26 protein-coding genes and 1 pseudogene are annotated in these 26,007 nt (G+C 39.7%); 11 read left to right on the top strand and 16 right to left on the bottom strand.

Annotated elements, in window-relative coordinates:
* Positions 1–21 precede the first annotated feature (21 nt).
* Entirely contained in the window at positions 22–645 is a 624-nt protein-coding gene (locus QF06_RS01590; RefSeq protein ID WP_041850747.1) for a flavin reductase family protein, read from the top strand.
* A 117-nt stretch (positions 646–762) separates the two neighbouring features.
* Here QF06_RS01590 and QF06_RS01585 read toward each other — a convergent pair whose 3' ends face one another.
* On the bottom strand, positions 763–2,211 hold the full coding sequence (locus tag QF06_RS01585) for an aminotransferase-like domain-containing protein (RefSeq protein WP_015252725.1): 1,449 nt from the start codon (positions 2,209–2,211) through the stop codon (positions 763–765).
* A gap of 132 nt (positions 2,212–2,343) precedes the next feature.
* Here QF06_RS01585 and QF06_RS01580 point away from each other — a divergent pair, with 132 nt between their 5' ends.
* Positions 2,344–3,264: a DMT family transporter gene (locus tag QF06_RS01580; RefSeq protein ID WP_041850746.1), complete on the top strand. Its 921-nt coding sequence runs from the start codon at positions 2,344–2,346 to the stop codon at positions 3,262–3,264.
* A 56-nt stretch (positions 3,265–3,320) separates the two neighbouring features.
* Here the strand turns inward: QF06_RS01580 and QF06_RS01575 are convergent, their stop codons facing one another.
* From QF06_RS01575 to QF06_RS01560, 5 genes and pseudogenes are all read right to left on the bottom strand, one after another.
* Positions 3,321–4,106, bottom strand: coding sequence for a GNAT family N-acetyltransferase (locus tag QF06_RS01575; RefSeq protein ID WP_080332581.1), 786 nt, complete (start codon positions 4,104–4,106; stop codon positions 3,321–3,323).
* Positions 4,107–4,299: 193 nt separating this feature from the next.
* Positions 4,300–4,546, bottom strand: a pseudogene (locus tag QF06_RS20830) (hypothetical protein).
* Positions 4,547–4,604: 58 nt separating this feature from the next.
* Entirely contained in the window at positions 4,605–5,912 is a 1,308-nt protein-coding gene (locus QF06_RS01570) for an arsenical efflux pump membrane protein ArsB (protein ID WP_041850744.1), read from the bottom strand.
* A 12-nt stretch (positions 5,913–5,924) separates the two neighbouring features.
* Complete coding sequence (gene aseR / locus QF06_RS01565; RefSeq protein WP_015252729.1) at positions 5,925–6,260, bottom strand: metal-responsive transcriptional regulator AseR; 336 nt, start codon at positions 6,258–6,260, stop codon at positions 5,925–5,927.
* A gap of 630 nt (positions 6,261–6,890) precedes the next feature.
* Positions 6,891–7,487: a TetR/AcrR family transcriptional regulator gene (locus QF06_RS01560; protein ID WP_020425115.1), complete on the bottom strand. Its 597-nt coding sequence runs from the start codon at positions 7,485–7,487 to the stop codon at positions 6,891–6,893.
* A gap of 202 nt (positions 7,488–7,689) precedes the next feature.
* Here QF06_RS01560 and QF06_RS01555 point away from each other — a divergent pair, with 202 nt between their 5' ends.
* On the top strand, positions 7,690–8,877 hold the full coding sequence (locus QF06_RS01555) for an MFS transporter (protein ID WP_041850743.1): 1,188 nt from the start codon (positions 7,690–7,692) through the stop codon (positions 8,875–8,877).
* Positions 8,878–9,020: 143 nt separating this feature from the next.
* Here the strand turns inward: QF06_RS01555 and QF06_RS01550 are convergent, their stop codons facing one another.
* On the bottom strand, positions 9,021–9,614 hold the full coding sequence (locus QF06_RS01550; protein WP_041850771.1) for an NAD(P)H-dependent oxidoreductase: 594 nt from the start codon (positions 9,612–9,614) through the stop codon (positions 9,021–9,023).
* A 110-nt stretch (positions 9,615–9,724) separates the two neighbouring features.
* On the opposite strand from QF06_RS01550, the gene QF06_RS01545 reads away from it, so the two are divergent.
* Positions 9,725–10,111 carry a winged helix-turn-helix transcriptional regulator gene (locus tag QF06_RS01545; RefSeq protein ID WP_033883525.1) on the top strand — a complete coding sequence of 129 codons (387 nt, stop codon included), beginning with the start codon at positions 9,725–9,727 and terminating at the stop codon, positions 10,109–10,111.
* Between the two features lie 148 nt (positions 10,112–10,259).
* Here the strand turns inward: QF06_RS01545 and QF06_RS01540 are convergent, their stop codons facing one another.
* A complete protein-coding gene (locus tag QF06_RS01540; protein ID WP_029317361.1) occupies positions 10,260–11,132 on the bottom strand; it encodes a YitT family protein in 873 nt (290 codons plus the stop codon).
* A gap of 252 nt (positions 11,133–11,384) precedes the next feature.
* On the opposite strand from QF06_RS01540, the gene QF06_RS01535 reads away from it, so the two are divergent.
* A complete protein-coding gene (locus tag QF06_RS01535; RefSeq protein WP_041850742.1) occupies positions 11,385–11,714 on the top strand; it encodes a winged helix-turn-helix transcriptional regulator in 330 nt (109 codons plus the stop codon).
* Positions 11,715–11,795: 81 nt separating this feature from the next.
* Positions 11,796–12,368 (top strand): alpha/beta hydrolase, encoded by a 573-nt coding sequence (locus QF06_RS01530; RefSeq protein WP_038428401.1) that lies wholly within the window; start codon positions 11,796–11,798, stop codon positions 12,366–12,368.
* Between the two features lie 52 nt (positions 12,369–12,420).
* Here the strand turns inward: QF06_RS01530 and QF06_RS01525 are convergent, their stop codons facing one another.
* Together QF06_RS01525 and pdxR are read right to left on the bottom strand one after the other, a co-directional pair.
* Positions 12,421–12,846: a MaoC family dehydratase gene (locus tag QF06_RS01525; RefSeq protein WP_003234221.1), complete on the bottom strand. Its 426-nt coding sequence runs from the start codon at positions 12,844–12,846 to the stop codon at positions 12,421–12,423.
* 195 nt (positions 12,847–13,041) lie between these two features.
* Entirely contained in the window at positions 13,042–14,433 is a 1,392-nt protein-coding gene (gene pdxR / locus QF06_RS01520; protein ID WP_041850741.1) for a MocR-like pyridoxine biosynthesis transcription factor PdxR, read from the bottom strand.
* Between the two features lie 154 nt (positions 14,434–14,587).
* On the opposite strand from pdxR, the gene QF06_RS01515 reads away from it, so the two are divergent.
* A complete protein-coding gene (locus QF06_RS01515; RefSeq protein ID WP_041850740.1) occupies positions 14,588–15,451 on the top strand; it encodes a DMT family transporter in 864 nt (287 codons plus the stop codon).
* Positions 15,452–15,619: 168 nt separating this feature from the next.
* Here QF06_RS01515 and QF06_RS01510 read toward each other — a convergent pair whose 3' ends face one another.
* A complete protein-coding gene (locus tag QF06_RS01510) occupies positions 15,620–16,165 on the bottom strand; it encodes a TetR/AcrR family transcriptional regulator (protein WP_024572652.1) in 546 nt (181 codons plus the stop codon).
* Between the two features lie 334 nt (positions 16,166–16,499).
* On the opposite strand from QF06_RS01510, the gene QF06_RS01505 reads away from it, so the two are divergent.
* Positions 16,500–16,775: an HPr family phosphocarrier protein gene (locus QF06_RS01505; protein ID WP_033883528.1), complete on the top strand. Its 276-nt coding sequence runs from the start codon at positions 16,500–16,502 to the stop codon at positions 16,773–16,775.
* A gap of 791 nt (positions 16,776–17,566) precedes the next feature.
* Entirely contained in the window at positions 17,567–18,226 is a 660-nt protein-coding gene (locus QF06_RS01500; protein WP_041850739.1) for a hypothetical protein, read from the top strand.
* Positions 18,227–18,571: 345 nt separating this feature from the next.
* On the opposite strand, the gene QF06_RS01495 is transcribed toward QF06_RS01500, so the two are convergent.
* The 4 genes from QF06_RS01495 to QF06_RS01480 all read right to left on the bottom strand — a co-directional run bounded on the left by QF06_RS01495 (position 18,572) and on the right by QF06_RS01480 (position 22,799).
* Positions 18,572–19,165: a YdeI/OmpD-associated family protein gene (locus QF06_RS01495; protein WP_015715291.1), complete on the bottom strand. Its 594-nt coding sequence runs from the start codon at positions 19,163–19,165 to the stop codon at positions 18,572–18,574.
* Between the two features lie 238 nt (positions 19,166–19,403).
* Positions 19,404–19,778 carry a hypothetical protein gene (locus QF06_RS01490; protein ID WP_029317371.1) on the bottom strand — a complete coding sequence of 125 codons (375 nt, stop codon included), beginning with the start codon at positions 19,776–19,778 and terminating at the stop codon, positions 19,404–19,406.
* Between the two features lie 230 nt (positions 19,779–20,008).
* A complete protein-coding gene (locus QF06_RS01485) occupies positions 20,009–21,301 on the bottom strand; it encodes an MFS transporter (protein WP_029317372.1) in 1,293 nt (430 codons plus the stop codon).
* A gap of 109 nt (positions 21,302–21,410) precedes the next feature.
* Positions 21,411–22,799 (bottom strand): aminotransferase-like domain-containing protein, encoded by a 1,389-nt coding sequence (locus QF06_RS01480; protein WP_029317373.1) that lies wholly within the window; start codon positions 22,797–22,799, stop codon positions 21,411–21,413.
* 226 nt (positions 22,800–23,025) lie between these two features.
* Between QF06_RS01480 and QF06_RS01475 the strand changes: the two genes are divergently transcribed.
* Complete coding sequence (locus tag QF06_RS01475) at positions 23,026–23,898, top strand: AraC family transcriptional regulator (RefSeq protein ID WP_041850738.1); 873 nt, start codon at positions 23,026–23,028, stop codon at positions 23,896–23,898.
* A 152-nt stretch (positions 23,899–24,050) separates the two neighbouring features.
* Here QF06_RS01475 and QF06_RS01470 read toward each other — a convergent pair whose 3' ends face one another.
* Complete coding sequence (locus tag QF06_RS01470) at positions 24,051–25,010, bottom strand: DMT family transporter (RefSeq protein WP_041850737.1); 960 nt, start codon at positions 25,008–25,010, stop codon at positions 24,051–24,053.
* Between the two features lie 112 nt (positions 25,011–25,122).
* Here QF06_RS01470 and QF06_RS01465 point away from each other — a divergent pair, with 112 nt between their 5' ends.
* Positions 25,123–25,998, top strand: coding sequence for an AraC family transcriptional regulator (locus QF06_RS01465; RefSeq protein ID WP_041850736.1), 876 nt, complete (start codon positions 25,123–25,125; stop codon positions 25,996–25,998).
* Positions 25,999–26,007: the final 9 nt, after the last annotated feature.

Below are 26,007 nucleotides of genomic sequence, written 5' to 3'. Positions count from 1 at the left end.
CGTGACAAGGAGGAAAAAACATTGGACATCAAAAAACGAGACACTCGTCGATTTAAGGAAATCAAACCCAAGATCATGTATTATGGTACCTCGACATTTCTTCTAACCACATTGAATGAGGATGGAACCACTAATATTAGTCCTATGTCTTCTTCTTGGGCTCTTGGACATTATATAATCCTTGGAGTAGGACTGGGAGGAAAAGCCATCGACAATTTGGAAAGACACAAAGAGTGTGTCATAAACTTGCCTGGCCCGGAATTATGGGAAAACGTTGAAAGAATTTCATCTTATAGCGGAAAAAAAAGCATACCGCCTTTAAAGAAGCAGCTCGGATTTACATATAAAAAAGAAAAATACGAGGCAGCAGGGTTAACGCCTTTACAATCAAAAACAGTATCACCAACACGAATCAAAGAATGCCCTATCCAAATAGAAGCCGAAGTGAAACACATTCGGCTTCCAGAATATGAATCGTCATTCGCAATTGTAGAGACGCAGGCACTACATTTTCATGCCGAGGAAAGTATTATACTAGACGAAAACCATATCAACCCTTCCAAATGGAGCCCGCTTATCTATAATTTCAGACATTACTTTGGTTTAGGAAGAGAAGTCGGAAAGACTTTTCGCTCAGAGACATGATCATTTTAAGACCGAACCATGATTTGATCTATTCTAGTAACCCTTGTTATTATCAGATCAAGCGATCATTAGGCTTGATCTCTTTTTTAGTGAAACATCCATTTAAGGATATAAAAGTTACCTGCTTGCCAATTCTTTTATCATTAAACCCAACTCATAAATCCCCTTTTGAAGGTCTTCAAGAGATGCATAAGCATATGATAAGCGAATATAATTCCCTTTTTCCTGAGCATAGATACTGCCGAGATTGAGCAGAATCCCTTTTGATAAGGCTTTAGTATAAAGTAATTTCATTGATATGGAAGGCAATATTTTTATCCAGACAAAAAATCCTCCTTTTGGGATATTCCATGTCGCCACATCTTTCAAATGAGTTTCTAAAGCACTCAAGGCCAATTCTCTTCTCACCTTTAATTGCTGCCTAACCTTTTCTACATGCTGCTGGTATTGGCCGGAAGTAAACCACTCTGCCGCTACTCTCTGGGATAGCGAACTGGATCCATAATCTGTTTGCATTTTAATGTCAGATAAACGTTCAATCACCGGTTCCGGTCCGACGATCCATCCAATCCTCAAACCTGGGCTTAATGTTTTCGATAAACTTCCTATGTACAGTACGTGTCCATTTTTATCAATTGTTTTAATAGGATATGGCGGAATTTCATCGATCCATAACTCACGATAAATGTCATCTTCAATAATAGGAAGCTGTGTATTCTCACTTACTGCTAGGATTTCTTCCCGTCGCTTTTTAGACATAAGAATACCAGTCGGATTGTGAAAACATGGATTTGTATATAAGATAGCCCTTCCCCGCTCTCCTCTTGTTAAATGAACATTTTCAGGCAAAAGTCCTTCATTATCCATAGGAAGTCCAGTCAGCTTCATACCAGCTGATTGAAATACGTGTAATGAATAAAGGTAGGAGGGCTGATCAAGATAAACGGTTGATCCTCTTTGTAACAGCCCCATTGATATCAGCTGCAAGGCTTGCAACGCTCCTGAGACAATCAGAATGGAAGAAGATGAGACGTTGATTCCAATGGTTTTTAAATAGTTGCTTAATGCCTCCCTCAAAGGTAAGTAACCTTTTGGTTCTTCATATCCGAATGCCTCCATGTGTTGAGATACCTTCCCCATCATCTCTTTCATAACAGCCAAAGGAAAAATCTCAGCTGAAAGTTCACCTTTACTGAGCTGTATAAGGTCTGTATTTGATTCTGATTGATTTATCTCTTGAACGATTTTTCGGCTTGGCATCTGAATGCCAGAGGTGACATATTGATCCCAATCGGGAGCAGAATTCTTAGCCATCAGTGTCCATGTGTTGTTGATAACAACTGTGCCTTTCCCCATTGTGCCTTCTATTAGCCCATCGGCCATCAATTCCTCTAACGCTGTAATCACTGTGCTCCGATTTACCTGAAAATCTTTTGCAAGCGTGCGCTGGCTTGGAATCTTGCTTCCAATCGGCCACTCTCCATTTCCTATTTTCTCTTTAATAAAATGAACGATTTGTCTGTACTTAGGGAGCTTTTTCATCTTTTTTTCTTCTGGAAAGCTCATAGAATCGGTCTCCTTAAAATAAATTGGTTGGGTCAAAATCCGTTTAACTGGTTGAAGCCATATCACCAAATCTTTATTAATATAAAACCACATTAAATAACTGGTTGGTTTTTGTAAAGAGGAGTGAGAGGAATGCGAAAGAAAACAGTTCAAATAATGATATCTCATAGTCTCATGATTGGTTTATGGGCATCTGCTTTTCCGGGAATTCGCGCAGGACTAGAAGGGTACACACCAGAACACCTTGCTTTATTTCGTTTGTTAATCGGCTCTATGGCATTATTGCTTTTTGCTGTTTTGACTCAGATGCACCTACCCGACTTGAAAGACATTCCTGCCATTTTTCTTTTAGGGTTTTTAGGATTTGCACTCTATCACATTTTGCTGAACATCGGTGAAAAAACAGTTAGTGCCGGAGTTGCAAGCTTACTCGTTACTACGGCACCGATCTTCTCAGCCATGCTATCCCGCCTGTTTTATAAAGAGCATTTTGGATTTACGAAATGGCTTGGCTCTATGATCAGTTTATTGGGTGTATTATTGATTGCATTTGGGGCGGGAGACTTTACATATTCAATGAGCGGTATCTTGGTCATCCTGCTGGCAGCATTTTCGGAGAGTATTTATTTCGTTTTTCAAGCCCGCTATATAAAAAAATATGGTTTTATTCCATTCGTTACATTCACCATTTGGGGCGGAACAATACCTATGCTTGTGTTTCTGCCAGGCTTAGGCGAAGAGATGATGAACGCTTCAATAAGCGCAACTTTGTCTATCGTTTACTTAGGATTATTGCCGACGGTTATTCCTTACTTCGCACTTGCATATGTCACTTCACTCGTCGGTGCTTCAGAAGCAACCCTTTCACTTTATGTTACACCGGCTTTAGCCTTGATCATATCTTGGCTCTGGATCGGCGAGATACCCACACTGCTCTCTCTGCTAGGCGGAGTGGTTACAGTTGGCGGGGTATGTTTTACCTACCTAAAAGTAAATAAAATGAATAAGATTTTCATCACCCATTTTTCTGCTAAAAGGGTAAAAAAACTCTAAAACAAAAAAGATACCAACATCGGTTGGTATCTCCTTTTAAGGTTCTTTCATTAAGGTTAGCCAGAGTAGTAAATAGTGTATTCCGTTACCGTCTTAAACCCTAGTTTAGCTGCTAATGCAATGGACGAATTGTTGCAGATATCACAATCCCAGCTAGGAACAATCCCATTTTCAATACAAAACGCTATAAACCTATTTGCTACGCAATAAGCTAACCCCAGTCCTCTATATTCCTCAAGTGTATAGATATCCACTTCCGCTCGATTATGCCCTAAAAATATAGAAGTACACTCACTTACTACATGATTGCCATGTAATACGGCAAATCCAAAACCTTTTGAAGCAAACTGTGAGACAGAATCCCAATACTCCTCATAATACGCGCTGTTAAACGCTGTGCTGTGTGAAATGATGTCTTCGTCTATTCTTTTCAATACAAGACCCTTTGGCAGTTGCAAAGTCTTTTTGAAAGATTTTGGTTGATAAGAAAATGCAGCTCTTCTCATTTGGTTCAAGTCATCTTTCAGTATGGGTTTCATTACGCTATCCCATGTATCACTGGAAGAAAACAAGGTAAATCGTTTTGATGATTTCACTTGTTCTTCATAATATCCTGCAATGAAATCATGAAAATCCCGATTCCCTTGGTCTCCCGCAATAAAATAAATGCCTGATTCAGTTCCTATAAAAAACGATTTAGGAAAGGTTTGATCATCTGCATAAACAGCTCCCGGAATGGTTTGGTCTAATATTGAATAGACAAATGTGGGACAATATTTGTCATCAAACATTGTTTTTAAGCTACTGTATTTTTCTTTTGTTAATTCCTGCAAAACAGACAACTCCTTTAAAACACCGTCTCCTTCATGATTCTGTTCACAAATCAATTTTCCTCTGTCACCAGCTAAATAACTTCCCTGTTACGAATCTCAGACAAATAAAAACAAAAACAGGTGTCTGCACTCAGCTCGCAGACACCTGTTGAACAACACATTGCATTATATAACCCAAGGAAACGCTGAGTATATCGATTCTTTATTCCCCAGTTACAGCAAACTGTTTTAAACGGTCACCAATTTCATCACGGACCCTTTGGAAACACTTCTTCTGTTCCGTGTGCTTTTGCCGGATCATCAAATTTATCCGATGTTTGATTTGAAATATCAATCCCTGCTTCTTTCATAGCTTTGACAGCTTTCAGATGTCATCCATGAGCTTCGATTCCTGCGCTGTACACATTCCAATTGTCCCCAAGGTATTTTCTCCCCCACCCTTCAGCCATTTGGCTGCGGCAAGAGTTACCAGTGCATTGTTTTCCTTGATATAGTGACCTTGTCCTTTTAGAAACAAGAATGGATTATCAGCAGCCAAATATACAGGCCGACAAGTGTGATCAATAAAGTGGGTATCGTGAGGATAATTCCTGTTTTAAAATACGTGCCCCAGGAAATTTTCATACCTTTGTGCGAAAGAACATGAAGCCATAATAATGTCGCCAAGGAACCAATCGGTGTTATTTTAGGTCCTAAATCTGAACCGATCACATTTGCATAAATAAGCGCTTCTCTCATCATCCCATGTGTATCTGTACCGGCAATCGCCAATGCGTCAATCATAACAGTCGGCAAGTTATTCATAATGGAAGAAAGAATCGCCGCAATAAAGCCCATTCCAATTGTCCCAGCAAACAATCCTTGATCAGCTGCGGCTTGAATCACATCTGAAAGGACATCCGTTAATCCGGCATTTCGGACACCATACACAACAACGTACATGCCAATTGAAAAGAAAACGATAGCCCATGGCGCCTCTTTCACCACTTTCTTTGTATGGACGGCCGGACTCTTTTGCGCAGCGATTAAGAAAATGATCGCAATGCTGCCCGCTACCACTGATACAGGGATAGAAAAAAATTCACTTGCAAAATATCCAATTAACAGCAGCCCTAAGATATACCATGACAGTCTGAACATGTTTTGATCTTTAATTGCTTCAACAGGTTTTTTAACCTCAGTCAGATCATAGCGTTTTGGTATGCTTTTTCTAAAGAAAAGGTAAAGTACAATGATGCTCGCCAGCAGCGAAAACAAGTACGGGACAACCATTCTGGATGCATAATCAATAAACGTAATATGAAAATAGTCCGCTGAAACAATGTTGACCAAATTGCTCACTACTAAAGGAAGCGAAGTGGTATCCGCAATAAATCCGCTGGCAATAATAAAAGGAAAAACTAATTTTTCATTAAAATGTAATGCTCTGACCATCGCTAATACAATTGGTGTCAATATAAGAGCTGCACCGTCATTTGCAAATAACGCGGCGACGATAGCCCCTAATAGAGATACATAAACGAACATCCGCACACCGTTTCCTTTTGCAGCCTTAGCCATATGAAGCGCTGCCCATTCAAAGAAACCGATAGTATCAAGAATTAACGATATCAGTATGATGGCCACAAAAGCCAATGTCGCATTCCAAACAATCCCTGTCACAGTTAACACATCATGAAAATTGACAACACCTGCTATTAGAGCTAAAACTGCGCCTCCACAGGCTGACCACCCTATAGATAAATTTTTCGGCTGCCATATGACCAATACTAGAGTTAATAAAAAGATGAATACTGCCAAAATCATTGATGTCAATCTAATGCCTCCTTACTGGCAACACGCTTGAGTTTTCTTTTGTTTGATATGGTTTAACAATTCATCCTCCTGATCAATTTGATGTAAGATCAATTGCAATGTATCAAACTCAGGACAGGAACCATTTATTGAATAATAACGCCATTGGCCTCTTCTGTCCTCATTCACAAAACCTGCGTTTTTTAATTTCCGCAAATGCTGGCTTATGGCGGGCTGGCTCATTTCGAACATATCAACCAATTGACAGACACAATATTCTTTTTCAAGAAATAATCTCATCATTATAAGCCTAGTTTGATCACTAAGTGTTTTCAAACAACGACTCATCGCCGCAACATCAATCGTCATATGAGCTCCTCCTTCCCAAATCAATATATAAGCAAATCGTTATATACACGCCAAATGATTATACATTCCCCTTTACGTTTCCATATGTAGCGCTCCGTATATCTTAAGGATCAAAACTTTGAAACGAAAACCTGAGTCGCTCCCCGCGTTTCCTTAGCGCCCCCGTCATTATATAAACTTTTATTTATATAAACAATCCCTTATATTCGGAACATCAAATATTCCGGTATAAATATTAGACTATTTCAGTTATGGGAGTAGTCATAGAGCCCAAGATGAAAATAGACAGATCCTCTGGATATTAAAAAACAGGTCTCTTTAGAGGCCTGTTTACATTGCAAGTATTTTTTCCATTGCCATGACATCTACATAATGGCCATCGATTTTCCCCTGTTCTTTAAATACTCCAACTTTGCGATATTCCATTGAAGTATAGAACCCTTGTTCCAATCGATGAAAAGGAAATGTAATAATATAATGTATTCACGATTGAATGACTTCTTTTTCGACATCCGATAAGAGAACTTTTCCCTCGATGATTCCGCTCAGCAACAAAAATCTTATCTTTCACTGTGCGATTAGAGAGAACCAATTTGTCATATAAACCGTAGCTTTTGCAGTTCTTATCAGCTACATACTCTCTGTAGCAGAGGTAGCTTGAACTCCCTTAAACGCGTTCATCACCAAATCATGCACATAGGAATCATTCACCTCATCCCCTGTTATAAGCAGACGATAGAAAATTGGTCCGTAAATGAGATCTATGCTTACTTCAATATCAAGATTCTCTCTCAATTCACCTTTCTGAATTCCCTTTTCTAGAAGGCCTTTCGCTTGGAGGCGGCGAGGCTGGAAAAATCGCGTGCGATATTCTTCTGCCAATTTTTCATCCAACTGCCCTGCCCCTATTAATTCCTTAATAACGGTTCCTTCCCGGCTTGTCAAAAACCTAGCTAAATTCGTGGCGTGGGTTACTATATCTTGTACTGACGACCCTGTATCAGGCACAGGCAGCCTGTCCGTCGCTGTCGAAAGAAAGCTGTCCATGATAACGGCAGCTTTGTTAGACCACCATTTATAAATCGTTGCTTTACTCACTTTCGCACGCTCGGCAATTTTATCGACTGTCACCGCATCGAAGCCTTTTTCCAGCAATAGGCCATAGGCTGCAGAGAGAATCGCCTTATGCGTTCCTTCATCACGCGGCCGCCCTCGTTTACTCTGCACATGAATCATTCCTTCCCGAAATATAAACTATACGTTCAGTATACTTAACCTAAATAAAAAAGAAAACAGAAACCTATTTACAAAACTGAACGTTTAGTATATTATTTTCATTAATCAACAAAACTGAACGTTTAGTTTATAAAATCACTTGTGAGAAGTCATAATTACACTCAAAAAACCACTTAAAAAGGAGTTCATTCATATGGCTAAGGGAAACAAACAAGCAGGTCAGAGGATTTCACCCAGTTTAACCCTTCTTCTCGCAACTGCATGCGGTATCATTGTTGCTAATCTTTACTATGCACAACCCTTGGTCGGATTAATTAGTAAGGCAATTGGACTTTCTCCAAGCAGTGCTGGATTGATCGTCACACTCACCCAAATCGGATACGTTGCCGGCTTACTATTCCTTGTCCCTTTAGGAGATATTATCGAAAACAAAAAACTTGTCGTTACATCGCTCCTTCTAAGCGCAGCAGCTTTGACACTAACAGCATTTGTGAAGCATGGAACACTGTTTTTAGCAGCTGCGTTTTTCGTCGGATTGGGATCAATCGCAGCCCAAGTGCTTGTTCCATTTGCATCATACCTTGCATCAGACGCTGCACGCGGCCGGGTTGTTGGCAATGTCATGAGCGGCTTATTACTCGGTATTATGCTTTCCCGTCCGATATCTAGTCTAGTCGCTGATATCTGGGGGTGGAATGCAATATTCGCTTTGTCCGCCGTGGTAAGTGTTATCCTGGCCATCGTATTATCAAAAGTGCTTCCTGCCAGAAAACCAACAGCAAATACAAACTATACTGCCTTACTCGGTTCAATGTGGAAACTGCTGCGCACGACTCCAGTCTTACGCCGCCGTGCCATCTATCATGCGTTTGTATTTGGAGCTTTCAGCTTGTTCTGGACTACCGTTCCTTTATTATTGGCCGGTCCTGATTTTCATTTTTCTCAGAAGGCAATAGCACTCTACGCATTGGTGGGCATTGCGGGTGCAGTCGCTGCACCAATAGGCGGCCGCCTGGCTGATCGAGGCTTAACCAGGCTTGCCACTGGAATCGCTCTCGTTGTTGTCGTTGTCTCTTTATTATTACCCCTCATGATTCAGAGCAGCTCCCCCGTCGGTATAACAGTTCTAGTGGCCGCAGCTATTCTGTTAGATATGGGTGTATCTGCAAACCTTGTGCTCAGTCAACGTGCTATTTTTTCGTTAGCGCCTGAAATTCGCAGTCGATTAAACGGATTATTCATGGCGATCTTCTTTCTAGGCGGTGCGATAGGGTCATCAATTGGAGGATGGGCATATGCCTCAGGGGGATGGAGTACAGCATTATGGATTGGAATCGCTTTTCCGGTCATCGCTTTGCTTTATTTCATCACAGAGAAATAAGTATTTCACCAAAAATAAGCAGTCAGGACCAAGCAAATAGCTTATTTTTGGTGGCTTCTTCTTTTTTCGCTATATGTTAAAATCCCTCTGCTGAACAAGAAAAAATCCTGCTTGGTGAGTACAGGATTTTCCAAAATCAATCTTTATGTTAAATCGACACCCTCCAGCTGTTTCAAATACCTTTGCAGGCGAACCTTCGGGTTTAATTCTATATTTGTAATATGCTTTACATACCGATTCGCACTTTCGGCAATTTCTTGGTCACTGATTGTATTGGCGCGATATTCGGCAAAGGAAGGCAGATAGGTCATGCCTACTAAATGGGCAGATGCTTGGAACGGTTTTGTCAGCTCGCTTATCGAAAACAAGTTATATCCGCCGGCTTGATAAGAGTGTTCAGGTGAACCGATGGACATGGCAGTTACCCACTCTTTCCCCTTCAATTTATTTCCGCCGGGACCATGAGCCCAGCCAAACGTAAACACTTCATCAAACCACTGTTTTAAAAGCGGTGGGCTGCTGTACCAGTATAATGGAAACTGAAAAACGATACGGTCATGGGCCAGGAGCTGCTGTTGTTCAAATTCCACATCAATTGGTTGATCGCGATATTTTTCATAAAGATCATGGACAGTTACATTCGGTTCACTTAAAACGGCTTCTTTCCACTTTTTATTGATACGAGAGGATTCTATATTCGGATGTACAACGAGTACGAGTGTTTTCATATGATCCATTCCTTTCATTACTTTGATGTGACATCATTATATGATGTATATTAAAATATAAAAAGTACGCACATTGAATGTATATAGTATCAAAAAGTATACTATTAGGAGTGAACAGCTTGAGAAATCGTAAACTCGGCATTGATTATTCTTCTGATGACTTTGAAGGATGTCCGGTGGAGACAACATTAGATATCATCGGAGGTAAGTGGAAAGGCATTCTTCTTTATCATCTCATTGACGGTAAAAAGAGGTTTAGTGAGTTTCGAAAACTATACCCAAAAATTACCCAGCGTATGCTCACGCTACAATTAAGAGAATTGGAACGGGATGGCGTGATTCACCGCGAGGTTTATAAACAGGTCCCTCCAAAAGTCGAATACTCTTTAACTGAGTTTGGAAGAACATTAGAACCTGTTATCCTGCACATGAAGGACTGGGGAGAAAAATATAAAGACAGGATTGATAAGCTCGAAGCAGCACGTAAAGCTGAAGATAAAATCTAATAACCAGAAAAAATACCAAGGGTTTTGACGCCCTTGGTATTTCTGTGATTCAGACCTTCACTGGTGACACCCACAAGCCCTCAAAAAGTGTTTTTAATTACATTTACCCGCGGCATGTCAGTTACGGTTAAAAAGGTCATTCTATTTTTTAGTGATGATTAAGATTTCTAAAATTGCTGCCCTTCACTTCAGCTACGTCATATACGGTGACAAAGGCGGATTTATCAATATCATTAATAATTTCCTTTAGTTTGGTTTCTTCTAAACGGTTGATGACACATGTGATTTCTTTAAATTTCTCGTGGGAAAAACCCCCGTAAGCTTCTTTATATGTGGCGCTTCGGCCTAATTGATCACGTATTGTCTCTACCATTAATTCAGGTTGGGTTGTAATAATTTGAAAGGTTTTAGAGCCGCTTAAGCCTTCCTCCACAACATGAATCACTTTGGATGCAATGTAGTAAGCAATGACTGAAAGCAATGCCCCTTGTAAGCCAAATACTGTGGAAACAAAAATAAACACAAATAGGTTTAAGAATAGAATGAGATCGCTCGTTCCGAATGGCAGTTTTCGGGATAGCAGCACAGCAAGCATGTCAATTCCATCTAATGCGCCGCCATTACGCAGCGCCAGCCCCATTCCGAATCCAAGGATAATCCCGCCGACAACGGTAATTAACAGGGTATCTCCTTCTATGATAGCGGGTGTGTGGTGGAAAAAGCTTGTCCCCGCGGCAAGCGATACGATTCCGATAATTGATAATAATGCAAAGCTTTTCCCAATTTGCTTATATCCTAACCAGACAAATGGAATGTTGATCACAGCAATCAAAATCCCCAGCGGCAAGTTGAATAGCTGTGAACCAACGATGCTAAGACCCGTCACCCCTCCATCAGATACACTGTTTGGAATGAGCACTGTTTCTAGTCCATATGCCGCAATGATTCCTCCAATGATAACCATGATGATTTGGAGAATCATTTTCGCTTTAAATTTCTTATGTTTTTTGGTTGTATTCATACCATTCCTCATTTCTCAAATATTTCGTTATATTTAAATATACCATAATAGATATTTTCAGCTAAAAACATGCGTTTTTTTAAATAAAGTAATTAACAGTAAGGTAACCCTCTTTGACTTAGAACATTCATGTACCGTGCCGCCTGTTGAGCAAGCGTTCCTTTCAGTTCAGATCGCGAATCGCCCTCAAACTTCAACACCGAAAATCCTGAATTATTCTGATATGATACCTTAAAAAGGAGGTTCGATTACATGGATAGCCTGTGCCGCAGTAAACAAGCCCCATTTGAATACACCTTATCTCTTATAGGGGGTAAATGGAAAATGAGAATACTCTATGAGTTAGGGTGTGAAAAAACGATGAGATACGGCGAGCTGAAAAGGGCTATGCCCTTCATCACCCATAAAATGTTAAGCGCACAGCTTAAGGAATTGCAAACTGACGGCCTTATTCATCGGTCTGAGGTTTCTCAAACCCCACTGAAAGTAGAGTATTCGTTATCTGACAGAGGGCGATCTTTGTATCCCCTCATAGATGAAATGTGTAAGTGGGGAATGGTACAAGGAATGCCTCATATGTAAAACTACTTACAAAAAAGTGCGTACTTGTTTCCCAATGAGAGGAATTTTATACTGAATGAAAATATTTCTTAGGAGGAAAACATGACAAAACAAGTCTATATCATTCATGGCTACAGAGCCTCCTCAACAAATCATTGGTTCCCTTGGCTGAAAAAACGTCTGCTCGCAGATGGGGTCCAAGCAGACATTTTAAACATGCCCAATCCGCTCCAGCCAAGACTTGAGGATTGGCTGGATACACTCTCTTTATATCAGCACACTTTACATGAAAATACGTATTTGGTTGCGCACAGCTTAGGTTGCCCCACCATTTTGAGATTTTTGGAACATCTTCAATTACGAAAACAGCTTGGCGGAATCATACTTGTTTCCGGCTTTGCCAAATCATTGCCCACTTTAAAGATGTTAGATGAATTTACACAGGGATCGTTTGATCATCAAACAATCATTGAGTCCGCGAAGCACCGTGCTGTCATTGCTTCTAAGGACGACCAAATTGTGCCTTTTTCATTCAGCAAGGATCTGGCACAACAAATTGATGCTGCGTTATACGAAGTTCAGCACGGAGGTCATTTTCTAGAAGATGAGGGATTTACTTCTTTGCCTATTGTTTATGATGTTTTAACCTCTTATTTTTCAAAGGAAACTCGCTAACATCTTTCACCCATCTGCTTCAATCGAGCCCGCGAAAAGCGGGCTTTCTGAGTTATCGTTTGATCAATACAGATAACTCACCTTCAAACACTTTTACTTCTTTTTGATTATAAGTAGATAGCAATACTGTGAGTATTCCCAATTCATTTCTCTTTGGCTGCTTATCAAGAACCTCAACAATTGTAAACAATTCATCATCCGGATATACAGGTTTTATGAATGTCATATGATTCATCTCTGTTCCGGCTATAATATCGTCTCCATAGAAACCTTCTTCAATCCAAAGTTTAAAAGATATGGCCAGTGTTTGTATGCCGGAAGCGATAATTCCATTAAATCTGCCTTTACTCGCTTTTTCTTCATCTACATGCATATACTGAGGGTCAAATTCACCCGCAAACCGCATAATATCATCTTTTGATACTTTTAATGATTTCGTTTTGAAGACCTGGCCAATTGTAAACTCATCTAACTTCATTCTTACACCTCTATTTTTTCAATTGTCTATTTTGTTTATTTTAGCACTGTGATGAGCAAATAAAAAATTCTGTTTTTCGCTAAACAGACATATCGTGTGCTGGACTGCTGGCACTCATCATATACTTAAAAAATATTGAACAGCTCTCAACACTTAGTTCCGTCACTTGGCCGTTTTGCTAAACTGAAAGCTCCCTCATATCTTCCAGGCAGCCTTCAGTTTTTTTATGCCTTCTCTTATGTCGGATTCAGAAACCCCTGCAAACCCGAGCGAGACCGTTTTTGTAGGAGGATGATTTTGATAAGAAAGAGAAACAGGATAAATTTTTACTCCATGTTTTTTCGCCTTCTCAATTAACTCTTTTTCGCCAAATGGCAAATAAACGTCAAGTAAGATACGAAGCCCAGAGTTTTCTCCGCGGATTCTGACATGCTCTCCTAATTCCCTTTGCACTGCCTCTAATACAATGGCTCTTTTTTTGCGGTAAAGTTTTCTCATTCTGTTGATGTGTTTTTGCCACTCTCCATTTTTTATAAATTCAGCTAGGGTTAGCTGACTGTGGCAGGACACTGTTTGCTTATATAAGGACGTGATTTCATGCCCCTTTTTTAAAAGAGGCGAAGGAAGAATCATATAGCTGATACGCAGCGAGGGCAAAAGAGACTTAGAAAAAGTGCCCATATAAATGACACGGTTATGCTGATCAAGCCCTTGCAGAGAAGGAACCGGCTGTCCTGTGTACCTAAATTCCCCGTCATAATCATCCTCTATGATAAAGGATTGATGTTCGGCCGCCCATTTGAGCAGCTGAATTCTTCTGTTGATCGTCATGATTGTTCCCAGCGTAAATTGATGGGAAGGTGTGACATATACAAGGTTTGGCTGCTGTTCTTTGATCTTCTGTATACAGATTCCTTCCTCATCGACTGGTATCGGAACAATATTCATGCGGTTGGCTTCAAAAATTTTGCGTGCTCTTGGATAACCAGGATCCTCATACCCTATAGAAATATTCGGCTCAAAAACTTGGCACAAGATTTGCAGCAGAATAGGGTTTCCGGCACCTATAATCACTTGTTCAGGGCCGCAATGAACACCCCGAGATTGATACAGGTACTCTGCAATGAGTGTTCTCAGCTCAAACTCTCCTAAAACATGTCCCGGCCGATAAAGCTCGTGTCCATATTGGTCTAAGCTATTGACCATGCTTTTTCGCCATGCGGAAAAAGGGAAGTAAGAAGAATCTACATTCCCATAATGAAAATCAATCCATTGTTTATTTTCTTCTGCTTCTTGTTGAATGGGTGTTGTGCTTGGCATTCTATCATAAGCAAAATCAGAATCATGATAATCAGCAAACCACCCGCTTCTTGGCTTGCTCACAATATAGCCCTCAGCAGCGAGCTGTTCATAGGCACGTTCTACAGTCGCTTGGCTGATGGAAAGCTGATTCGCCAGGAGTCTTTTTGAAGGAAGCTTCATTCCTTTTTGAATACGGCCCCGATGCATGTTTTCTTTAAAATATCTGTAAAGCTGCTGATAAAGCGGAATATCCAGAGTTCTATCCAAAAAAGGCGTGATATCCATTTGCGCGTTGTTCTCCTAACTGGTATGCATTTTTTTATGAAAACTGGCTGTTTATAAAAGGCCAATTCCAGTTTATAGTCATTGTAATCCTTAGCTACTGGTTTTGTTAAGAAAATACAGACAATGAACAAGAAAGATATGTGGAGTGATTGTAATGAACAAACGAACAAATGGCTGGATAAATGGTTTTATAGGCGTACTCATTTTCAGCGGCTCGCTGCCTGCGACCCGTTTGGCTGTGTCGGACTTCGATCCGCTGTTCCTCACCGTATGCCGCGCTGCGATAGCTGGTGTACTGGCGGGAAGTCTCCTTCTCATCTTCCGGCAGCAGCATCCTGCCAAAAGAGACCTCATTTCATTATTAGTGGTAGCGTTTGGCGTAGTGATTGGTTTCCCGTTGCTGACAGCTTTAGCGCTTCAGCATGTCACTTCCGCACACGCCATTGTCTTCATTGGACTTCTTCCGCTTGCAACGGCGGTCTTCGGCGTACTGCGCGGGGGTGAACGCCCCCGCCCCGTCTTCTGGATTTTCTCAACCGTTGGCAGCTTGTTAGTAGCAGGTTTCGCCCTCATTCAGGGGGGAGGTTCATCCCCGCTTGGCGACGCGTACATGCTGGCTTCTATTGTCGTATGCGGTCTTGGTTATGCAGAAGGGGCAAGGCTTTCACGTCGTCTGGGGAATTGGCAGGTGATCTCATGGGCACTCGTTCTGTCGCTTCCTCTTATGTTGCCATTGTCGTTCTTTTTTACGCCGGACTCATGGTCGGCGATCGGCGTTCCCGCACTGCTCAGTCTGGCATATGTATCCTTATTCAGCATGCTGATCGGCTTTGTGTTCTGGTATCGAGGTCTTGCCCAAGGAGGAATTGCGGCGGTTGGGCAGCTCCAGCTTCTCCAGCCTTTTTTTGGGCTGCTGCTTGCCTCAGTGATTCTGCACGAGAAAGTGGGCTGGGCACTCGTAGCAGTGAATATCGCCGTTATCATGTGCGTTGCAGCAGCTCGGCGATTTGCAAAGTAAGGCAGACCTTTAAGCATAAACTTCAAAAATGCATGAAGGTATAAAAATACCAAGGGCCAGCAACCCTTGGTATTTTGTATGCGATCGAGGAGACTTGAATCTCTCGCTTAGACAAATAAGTCACCTTCTTGTTCCTAACGATTCGCAACACCCATTTACCTGACGCCATTATAAAATCCGCTCTAACAAATCCCCCACTTTTTCTGCCATGACACGAGGCGGGTAAGGCATTTCGTTTTTCAACCACCATTCCACTACCCCTACGTAAGCATTTGCTATAAATTCAACAATGACATCTTCACTTTGGCCGTAATTCTTGCCTTTCGTTACATCTACATCTTTCCTGAACTCTTCGATATTAAACTTGAGGAACTGACTGCGAAAATATCGAGCGCCTTCACTGGCTAACATCGTCGAAAAGAATAAATAATTACTCTCAAGGTATTCCATGCAGTGTACAGTCGATTCAATCCAGTCCATTTCAGCTGCCGACTCACAAAAATCCCCCATATTGTTTATATGCTCTTCCATAATTTTTTCTAATAGATCAAATTTATCTAAGTAATGAAGATATATTGTTCCCCGGTTTACATTTGCCCTTTCGGAAATTTCCTTAATCGTAATATGATCAAAACTTTTTTCAGTCATCAGCTCAATCAGAGCTCTTTTAATAGCCTCTTGACTTTTGGTTATTCTTCTATCCACTTTGGACATAGCTTTTCACCAAACTTTCTTAAGATAATCAACAATTTAGAGTGGAATGTTGAATAATCAACAAATCGCCTGAATGTAACCATTGTACACACCAAGTTTTTATTTACAATAATAAACAAATGTTGATTAGTGAATCATGCTTTTTTCTCGAATGAAGTCATTGTTCATTTTAGTTAGTTGAGAATTATTTTGTAAACACAAAGAAAGAGCGTTATTTCAAAATGCAGAGAAAATGATGAAATTAGACCGCTTATCCTAAAGGTATTCTAAATTCAAATTTGATCTGCAGCCCAACTATAAATCCGTCAAGAGGCAGACTTTAATGAGGTGAAGAATGATTAAAAGACAATTTACGATCATTAAGGAAACAGGGTTTGCGCGACCGGCTACCCTGTTAGTCAGACTAGCTCATCGGTTTACATCAGATATTTTTCTTGAATACCAAGGGAAAACTGTTAACCTCAAACAAGCGCCAAAAGCCATCATGGACATTATGGCTTTAGGAATTAAACCCGGAACCAAAATATATATACACGCAAATGGATCTGACGAAGCGAAGGCTATACAAAAAATGAAAGAGCATTTACTAAAAAACGATTATATACAGTAATCAAAATCTATCGTAGTAGCGAGATTGTTATCGTTGGTTGATTTATTTATTTTGCGACAAAACAGCTTTTCAGATCATGCGTTCATTTTTCTTCTGGTGATCATTCAACCTAAAATACAAAAATTAAAAAGGATCTACAAACGAAAATGGAGGGTTTATATATGTGCAGCAGAACATAATACCAAGGGCAGTTATACCCTTGGTATTATTGGATACCGAAAGAACTTAAATCTCTACAGGTGCTTATAAGCTATAAATGGTTAGTCTCGTGGCATTTCTATGTGCTCCGTTTATGCTTAAGGGTGTTCCACATTTTAATGGATACAATAGAAACCAAAACAAATGATGCGACAACCAATACAGTTCCCATTAATGACTCACTAAAATTGATCACAATGAAACTCGAAAATATCAATAAAGGGATATTCGTAACGATAACCGTTAAAATGTAAGTGGTATACTTGATTCCTACAGCTGCCGATAAAAAACAAACGACATCTGTTGGAGCTATTGGACAAATCATCCCCAGCGCCAAAAACTTATAATTGTAAGTCTCCAATAATTTTTTCAACTCTGGATATTTACGTTATAAATCCTTCATCATGTCCCCGCTTGAAAACACAGAAAAAGGGGCAAAACTTCTTAAGAATTCTTAAGTTTTCGCGATGCTATTCAAGATCGTTTCCTCTTCTTAAACAGTTTTCAATATCATCCTATCTATTCCATGGTAATATTTAGATACATAAACTTATATATGAAGCTGACCTGAATTAATGGAGAGGAATGAAAGAATGAAGAAACACAGAAAGATATATTTTTGTATTACTGTCCTGCTGCTCATGATTTTGCTTGCTGGATGTACGGGCAGTAAGGATGAAGAAGCACAACAACCTTCAAATCAAGCTTCTGCTGTGCAATCTGACGAAAAACACACTGAGCCTGAAGACAACACCAAAATACGCAAGGATGAAGCGGAGCCGATAACAGAATCAGAAGAATCTGCAACAAAAGCTGCAAATGATACCTCTTCAGCAGAAGAGAAAAGCAAAGAAGACAATGTATTGGCAGCATACTCTTCGGAAAAAATCGAATATGCCAGAGTTTGGCTTCAACTTGGACCTAATCAAGAGATAGATGAATTAAATGTTCGACATATTTCGGCTGGCGAGCCAATTAATCCTAATGATGATACAAGTGCCAGCTATCCAGAAGATGTGACCCAGTTAGCAGGTTCTCGTTTAGTAGATGGATCAGTCACTTATCATGGCAATGGGGATGGCACGATTCATGTATATAATGTGCCTTTACGCTGGGATTCCGCTGATGATGTAGAAAAAGGCGTTATGCGGGAAGTGACTGAGAATATCATAAAAAACAGAAAAACAGTGTATGTTGATACAGGTGACAATGAAAAAATCAAGCGGATCATCGATATCATGATGATTCATTAATCAGTATTCGTTTGTCTGCACCTGACTAAAACAATGGTTAATAAGGTATATTAATACAAAAAACAAAGTTTGGAGTGTAGTAACTTGCTAAAAATCTTCCGGTTCTATTAGTTCTCCTAGGCATTCTAAATGTGATGAGCCGTGCCATTGAGCTATTTCTAGGTGTTGCATTAATATTTTATAGCGCTGTCCAGTGGCATACAATGTTAATCTAAAGAAGCATTTCAGCAGTAAGTGAATGTTGTCCTAAGAAAAAAACAAGCATCTTACTATGCTTGTTTTTCTTCTATAGAAAGTATCTTATTACGCTATGATGCTATTCCTTTAGCCTGAACCTTGGCGTGCCTAATCCTTTAATCCCTTTCCATCGAGAATTTTTTGCACATATTTTTCGACTCTCGATTCTCGGGTTTTGGATTGTTTGGCTTGAGAAAAATAAAGAGTGTATGCTCTTTGCCGTCCCGGGGTCAATGCTTCAAAAGCAGTTTTCAAGGCAGGGATTTCATCGAATTTATTTTGAAGTTCTTCAGGAATGTTCAATTCAATATTTTTGTTAACTTCCACTTTCAAACCAGCTTTTTCAATTTCAATGGCTTCGTGAATATAGGCATTCAAAATGTTTTCTAGCTCATTTATTTCCTGAACATTTGTAAACCGAATCTGGCGCGCCGCCTGTACATTCTCCGTTTGTTGAATGAGAATTCCATGGGCATCCTGTAATAGGGCACCTTTGTGAAACAGAAGCGCACAATATTCTTTAAACCCATGTATTAAAACGACATTTTTATTATTGTATGTGTAACAAGGATGCATCCACTTAAAATCTTCAGTCAGCTCACAGTCAAGAATGATGGTTCTCAACTTCTCAAATTCTTCCTTCCACTTTTTCGCTTTACTTAAAAATTCATCAACCTTCGGATTCGTTCTGCTATTTGTCATGAAAGAATTCCTCTCTTTCCAAGCTTTTTACATTTACGTGAATTGATAATAATGAAGTCCAGTTTTATTTTTGACATCTCGTTATTTATTTTATTCTTCTATAGGTTCCTTCTCTTATTATTCAATAGATTAAGCTTAAAGTGGGGATGATGCAACAACAAAAAAAAGAAGGCCCACAAAGCCTTCTCATCTTGTTTTATTATTTCACTGACAATCTGAAAAAATAACAATTCAATTATTATATATCTTTTTCATTCTTGCCAATGCATAAGGTTACGGCAACACTAGCTATACTGACTAAAGTTCCTGCAATAGAAACTAGAATTGTCAAAAAGCCATTGGGAATAAGAAATCCAATTGGAATGAGCCCCAGAAAAGTGAAAACGATAAAACATTGGTATACACCAGATATTATTCTTACAACCAAATTGCCAAAAAAGGACATGACTAATGGAGGGATAAATAAAAATACAACGATCCCAATTGAGATCATCAAGATAAGAGGTTCATCAAATGAGATGACATAATCTCCAGGCGACTCTTTAGCAGCCGCTAAAACAACAACGATAGACATCATTAGTGTAACAAAAACAAGAGAAAACCTTTTTAACAACGTGATGACTCCTTTACCTAAAGCGAGTAATCCTGCCTTTTTCAAATCCGATAACCATTTTATGTGATTCAATTAAAGAATATGCAGTGAGTGACACAGCTATAAGGAATCCTAGTCAAATCTTTATAATAGATTTAATTGAGCAACTATAGTTAGTTAGAATATTAGACGACGCAATAGACTTTATCTAACAATATAACAAATTAATGTAAATTAAACAATCCTATCCTTTAGCGGCCCCTAAACCATACCACCACTGGAATGAGTAATAAGGACAACATCCCTCCAGTAAATGATAATGCTAGGTAACTTGACCCTGCCACAATCATTCCAGATAATGCTCCGCCAGCAGCTCCTGACAACGCAATCAGAACATCCACTGTCCCCTGCGTTTTAGCTCGTGTGGCACTATCAGTTGAATCTACAATAAGGGCAGTCCCGCTTATCAAACCAAAATTCCACCCTAATCCGAGTAAAGAAAGAGCAATGACGAGAAAAACCATAGAATCTCCCGGAGCAAATGCTGCTATTACACCTGCCAAAAGCAACGTTGTTCCAGAGGAAATAGCCATTGCGGTACGTCCCAACCTATCTACAAGAACACCTGTAACCAGTGAAGGGAGATACATAGCACCTATATGAAAACCAATAACAAGCCCTACTGCCCCCAAGTCATGCCCATGATGTCTCATATGAACCGGTGTCATTGTCATAATAGCTACCATTACTATTTGGGTAAGAACCATAACTGTTGCCCCAACGATTATCCCTTTTTTGTTTTCTGTATGCTCAGTTGCCGCCAAATGTCCTTTATCACCAGGCTCTTCATTTGCCGCTTCTATTGTTCTTGCTATAACTAATGGATCTGGACGAAGCATAATGAAAAGGACCACACCTGCTAACATATATGCTGCTGCGGCTAAAATGAAAGGGCCAGCAAGTGATGGAACACCAATAGAAAGAGCGAAATCCCCCATCACATTCACTAAGCTTGGACCTGCCACTGCGCCAAATGTAGTAAAAACCATCGTAATACTAACAGCAGTCGCTCGCTGCTTATGATTTGCTAAGTCTGTACCAGCATAACGGGCCTGTAAATTAGTGGCTGTACCTGCACCGTAAATAAGCAACGAAATAAATAACAAGAAAATACTATTTATGATTGCTGCCATAATAACGCCTATTGCTCCAAGTCCGCCAATCATAAAGCCAGCCGAAAGACCTGTTCGACGGCCATAACGTTGAGAAAGTCTTCCAACAATTAATGCAGATCCTGCTGACCCTAAAGTAAATAACGCAGAAGGCAGACCAGCAAACGCATCAGTGCCAAGCATTTGCTGTGCAATAAGCGCACCGACAGTCACTCCTGCCGCCAGCCCCGCACCGCCAAAAATTTGTGAGATACTCACAACGAATAGTGTACGCTTGTATAACGATTTTTGTTTTTCTGGTGAACCGATGTAGCTTTGTAATGAAGCAGTTTGAACATCTATTGCTTTTACGCTGTCCTTGTCTAACATCATCTGACCTTCCTTTCTAAAAGCCAATTTTGTATAAACCTCCCTCTAGATGTGGATCATCATAACACGCACAAAAAAGCCATACAATGTCTTAATTGTATGGCAAACAATATTAGGTAAGATCGTCTAGCAAACGTCTCAGGATCATTAATCCTTGTTCAAGCTCTTCAAGTGTTTTTGGTGCACAGACAGAAACCCTTACAGCCCTTTCAGGACAACTATTTCCCACTACAAAGCGTTCAGCCGCATACACTTGCACGCCATGTCGAGCAGCCAATTCTTCAAATTCGGCACCAGACATTTTACCCGGTAACAACAACCAGCGAAAAATGCCTGTTTCAACACCTAAACATGTATATCCCGCAACATATCGGTTTACGAGTTGATTTCTGCGAATGGTTTGTTCACGATGACTCTCAATTAAGACTTCAAATTGATTTGATACAATCGTGCGAGCAGTAAGTTCAGCTAATAGCGGGGAAACAGTTATATTTAAATTATAAAGCGCCTTTGATATTGGCTCCTTATATTGTCTCGGCACTGCTACATAAGCCAAACGCAGGCCTGGCGCTAACGATTTTGATAAACTTGCAATATGGATAACCTGTTGCGGTGCGAATGAGGCGAGTGCCGGAAGCGGCTTTTTGCTAAGAAGATGGTACGATGCATCCTCAATAACAAACAGATTATATTTCTTTGCAATGTCTGCAACCATTCTTCGATTCTCAACAGACATAAAGGAAGTCGTCGGATTATGATAATCCGGGATTAAATACAAACCTTTAATATTTTCATTTTTACACGCATATTCAAGTGACTCCGGACTCATTTCATCGTTCTCTGATTTTATCGGTACGATTTGCACACTAAGCAATGATGCAACAGTTTTTAAACCAGGGTACGTATGATGGTCAACTCCGATGCGGTCTCCAGGCTTACAAAGACTCGCCAATGTCGCTGCAATCGCATTTTGGCCTCCATTTGCAAATAAAATGTGTTCAACAGTTGTTTCAAACCCGCCTCTTTGGATGAGCTTTACAGCTGCATCTTTTTGCCAAAGGCTTTCGCCTGCCCGGCCGTAGCTAAACCATTTTTCATAATCCTCCTCCTGAATCATGTTTTTCAGTTGGTGTAACAAGGGCTCATATGAAGCGTGATCTGGAAGTATTGCTCCCATTTCAATTAAATGTGTCGGCTTTGTATCCTCAAGTAAATACGCATTCGACAACGCATCATACGATACAAATGTGCCGCTCCCTACAGTCGCACTCAGCAGCCCCTTTAACTCACACACTTTAAATGCTTTGGAAATCGTACTCACATTTAAATCTAAATAATCAGCCAATTCTCGCTGCGGAGGAAGTTTTGTTCCAGGTAATAAAACTCCGTTTAAAATATCCTGTTCCAATTGCCCTGCAAGTGCTTTATAAATAGGCTTTTCAGCTTTATCAATCGATGGCTTCCAGCTCATCGGATAATTTTCAAAAGAATTGATAGGCATGATACGCATCCTTTTTCACTCAATTATATGAATGTGCCGTTTATAAGACAATTATAACTTTCTTTTATTGATGCCTTTTTATGAACAGCATGCTTCAATAAAACCTGTACAAATACAAGTGAATCACTTACTTTATTTCATATAAGTCATCCTGCAAAACTGTGCACAGAATGTCGGATAAATACATTTCACTCCTGTTATTCTTTGGTTAAAGGAGGCCAAATAAATGGATTTGCTTAAAAGTATGAATAGGGCGTTAAAGTATATTGAAGAAAACCTCACTAATGATATTGATTTTCAAGAGGCAGCAAAGCTTGCTTTCTGCTCTGAATATCATTTTAAAAGGATGTTTTCCTTCCTTGCAGGTATTTCATTATCGGAATATATTCGTCGCAGACGTCTTACTCTTGCAGCTTTTGAACTGAAAGACAGCAATGTAAAAGTGATTGATATTGCAATAAAGTACGGTTATAACTCACCTGATTCTTTTGCACGGGCATTCCAAAATTTACATGGCATAAACCCATCAAAAGCCAGACTTAATGGCCATTCCCTTAAAGCTTATCCACGAATGACCTTCCAGCTAACAATTAAAGGAGGAAATGAAATGAACTACCGTATTGAAGAAAAAGAGGCATTTCGCATCGTTGGCATTAAAAAAAGAGTTCCTATTATTTTTAAAGGGATTAATCCGGAGATTGCATCTATGTGGGAAAGTTTAGATGAAAAAGCAATAAATAAACTAAAAGAGCTTTCTAATGTAGCACCATCAGGCCTCATTAGTGCATCCACCAATTTTTCTGAAGGTCGGACAGAGGAAAACGGAGAGCTCGATCACTATATTGGCGCAGCCACAACGAAACAGTGTCCAGATAATTTCTCACGGCTTGAAGTTCCTGCCTCAACATGGGCTGTATTCGAATCAATCGGGCCATTTCCGGATACACTGCAAGAAGTATGGGGACGCATTTATTCCGAATGGTTTCCATCGTCAAATTACGAACAAATAGAAGGTCCAGAAATATTGTGGAACGAGCATAAGGATGTAACATCACCATCTTTTAAAAGTGAAATTTGGATACCAATTACAAAAAGGTAATACGTTTTTCGATCAGAGAAGAAGAATTGAAGGTTCTTGAAGAAAAAATACCAAGGGCGTCAAAACCCTTGGTCTTTTTGATATTGCCGAGAGGGCTCAAACTCCACCAGTGTTTTTCATTGTCGGACCGGTCATGTAAGCAAAAAAAGCCCCTATATATCCCGATTTGCATGATTCCTAATCTTTAATATCGATTTTTCACTCTCCATAGAAGGCTCTTTATGTAAAGCCAATATTAAAGTTATCCCTATAATACAAATAGCACCAATCCATTGAAAAGAACCAAATGGCGCTTTTAACCAAACGACAGTTGTTACAACAGCGGATAGAGGTTCTAAACTGCCTAATAGGCTTGTTTCTTTGGGAGAAAGGCTTTCCAAGCTTTTTATGAAGAACCAGAACGCAATCATTGTTCCAAATAATATCACAAATAAAATATATGCATACGCCTCAGCAGTTAATCGTTGAAAATCCAGTTGCCATGGCGGATGGATAAAACCCAATGCAAAACCGCCAATAATCATAGCCCAACCTACAACGACAAGAGAATCAAATTTATTTAATAAACCAACGGCATACAAAGTATAAAAAGCTGCCGCGAATCCTGATAAAACTCCCCATACTACTGCAGCTGCCGGCACTGAAAGTTGAGACATTGAACCATTTGTTAACAAAAAAAAGCAACCCACTAAAGCAAGCACAACAGTAATGATATCTTGTTTGGCAAGAACCGTTTGTTTTCGCAAAAGCGTGTAGATAATGACGATTACTGGGGATAAATATTGTAATAATGTAGCAACGGCAGCATTCCCATGTTGAATGGATGCCATATATGTGTACTGCACAGCTAGCATTCCCAATAGGCCAAAAATAAGAAGCTGGCCAGCCGACGCTTTGTTTTTCCAAACCTCAATAACCTGAGACCGATGCTTTCTGAACAATTGCAGCATTAAAAGTAACATTCCAGCCGTAAGCAAACGTGTCGTTACAAGCCAATTGACATCAATTTGATATTCTTGAAAAAGTTTTTTGGCTACTGTGCCTCCAATTCCCCAACATGTCGCCCCTGTGATAACATAGAACAATCCCATTCTTCTATTGGAAGTATTCATACATGACTCCTCACTAATAAATATAATAATAGTGTTATAATAAATGCAAAACATGATAAAAAATACTCAAATTGAATGAAAAAATATAAATATATTGAGGTGAGAAGTCAGAATGAAGAATTTTGCGATCGATCAAAATTTAAAAGAATTAACAGAGCACCGAACGGTAGAATTGCCAGTTGCCTGTTACGAGACAAGGATCAATCAAAATATAAATGGCTATATTCCGCTTCATTGGCATGATGAAATCCAATTTGTTTTGATACTAAAAGGGATAGCTCTCTTTCAAATAAATGAAGAAAAAATAGAGGTTCACGAAGGGGATGGATTATTTATCAATAGCGGCTGCCTGCACATGGCCGAAGAAAAGGAAGGCTCGGATTGTACGTATATTTGCTTGAATGTGTCACCCCATTTCGTTTTATCTCAGGAACTGTATTCAAGCTATGTTCAGCCCTATATGTTTTCAACCAATTTGCCCTATTTATTTTTGGCTGGAAATCAACAGTGGGCAAAAAATATTCTAGATGCTGTTAAAAAAATAAATCAATTGATTCAACAAAAGACATCGCTCTATGAGATTGACATTACGATGCAATTAACGTTAATGTGGAAAAACCTGGTCGTTAATGGTTTTCAATTAGAGTACGATCAATCTGAAATGATAAAAAGTCATCGAATGAAACAAATGTTAAACTGGATCCATCTCCATTATGCTGAAAAAATCACATTAGAGGACATTGCAAAAGCTGGCCAACTGAGCCGTTCTGAATGCTGCCGTTATTTTAAACGAATGCTGAATAAGACGCCATTACGTTATGTAATGGATTATAGAATTCAAAAAAGCTTATTATTACTGCAACACCCTGAATCCAATGTGACAGAAGTGTCTTATCAAGTTGGATTTAACAGTACCAGTTATTTCATAAGTAAATTTCAACAAGCGATGAATATGACGCCATTATCATACAAAAAAATGAATTCATAAAGTTTATTC

Origin of the sequence: Bacillus sp. YP1 (genome assembly GCF_000877815.1) — a bacterium.
GTDB classification, from domain to species: Bacteria; Bacillota; Bacilli; order Bacillales; family Bacillaceae; genus Bacillus; species Bacillus subtilis.
Note: the sequence above shows the minus strand (reverse complement) of the source record. Positions and strands in the feature narration are given on the sequence as shown.

Coding starts and splice junctions, on each gene's coding strand:
- QF06_RS01465 (WP_041850736.1), top strand. CDS start 25,123: ATGAAGAATTTTGCGATCGATCAAAATTTAAAAGAATTAACAGAGCAC.
- QF06_RS01555 (WP_041850743.1), top strand. CDS start 7,690: ATGGCTAAGGGAAACAAACAAGCAGGTCAGAGGATTTCACCCAGTTTA.
- QF06_RS01515 (WP_041850740.1), top strand. CDS start 14,588: ATGAACAAACGAACAAATGGCTGGATAAATGGTTTTATAGGCGTACTC.
- QF06_RS01485 (WP_029317372.1), bottom strand. CDS start 21,301: ATGATGTTAGACAAGGACAGCGTAAAAGCAATAGATGTTCAAACTGCT.
- QF06_RS01470 (WP_041850737.1), bottom strand. CDS start 25,010: ATGAATACTTCCAATAGAAGAATGGGATTGTTCTATGTTATCACAGGG.
- QF06_RS01540 (WP_029317361.1), bottom strand. CDS start 11,132: ATGAATACAACCAAAAAACATAAGAAATTTAAAGCGAAAATGATTCTC.
- QF06_RS01535 (WP_041850742.1), top strand. CDS start 11,385: ATGGATAGCCTGTGCCGCAGTAAACAAGCCCCATTTGAATACACCTTA.
- QF06_RS01510 (WP_024572652.1), bottom strand. CDS start 16,165: ATGTCCAAAGTGGATAGAAGAATAACCAAAAGTCAAGAGGCTATTAAA.
- QF06_RS01475 (WP_041850738.1), top strand. CDS start 23,026: ATGGATTTGCTTAAAAGTATGAATAGGGCGTTAAAGTATATTGAAGAA.
- aseR (WP_015252729.1), bottom strand. CDS start 6,260: ATGACGATTGATGTTGCGGCGATGAGTCGTTGTTTGAAAACACTTAGT.
- QF06_RS01525 (WP_003234221.1), bottom strand. CDS start 12,846: ATGAAGTTAGATGAGTTTACAATTGGCCAGGTCTTCAAAACGAAATCA.
- QF06_RS01505 (WP_033883528.1), top strand. CDS start 16,500: ATGATTAAAAGACAATTTACGATCATTAAGGAAACAGGGTTTGCGCGA.
- pdxR (WP_041850741.1), bottom strand. CDS start 14,433: ATGGATATCACGCCTTTTTTGGATAGAACTCTGGATATTCCGCTTTAT.
- QF06_RS01585 (WP_015252725.1), bottom strand. CDS start 2,211: ATGAGCTTTCCAGAAGAAAAAAAGATGAAAAAGCTCCCTAAGTACAGA.
- QF06_RS01495 (WP_015715291.1), bottom strand. CDS start 19,165: ATGACAAATAGCAGAACGAATCCGAAGGTTGATGAATTTTTAAGTAAA.
- QF06_RS01550 (WP_041850771.1), bottom strand. CDS start 9,614: ATGGATCATATGAAAACACTCGTACTCGTTGTACATCCGAATATAGAA.
- QF06_RS01480 (WP_029317373.1), bottom strand. CDS start 22,799: ATGCCTATCAATTCTTTTGAAAATTATCCGATGAGCTGGAAGCCATCG.
- QF06_RS01530 (WP_038428401.1), top strand. CDS start 11,796: ATGACAAAACAAGTCTATATCATTCATGGCTACAGAGCCTCCTCAACA.
- QF06_RS01500 (WP_041850739.1), top strand. CDS start 17,567: ATGAAGAAACACAGAAAGATATATTTTTGTATTACTGTCCTGCTGCTC.
- QF06_RS01580 (WP_041850746.1), top strand. CDS start 2,344: ATGCGAAAGAAAACAGTTCAAATAATGATATCTCATAGTCTCATGATT.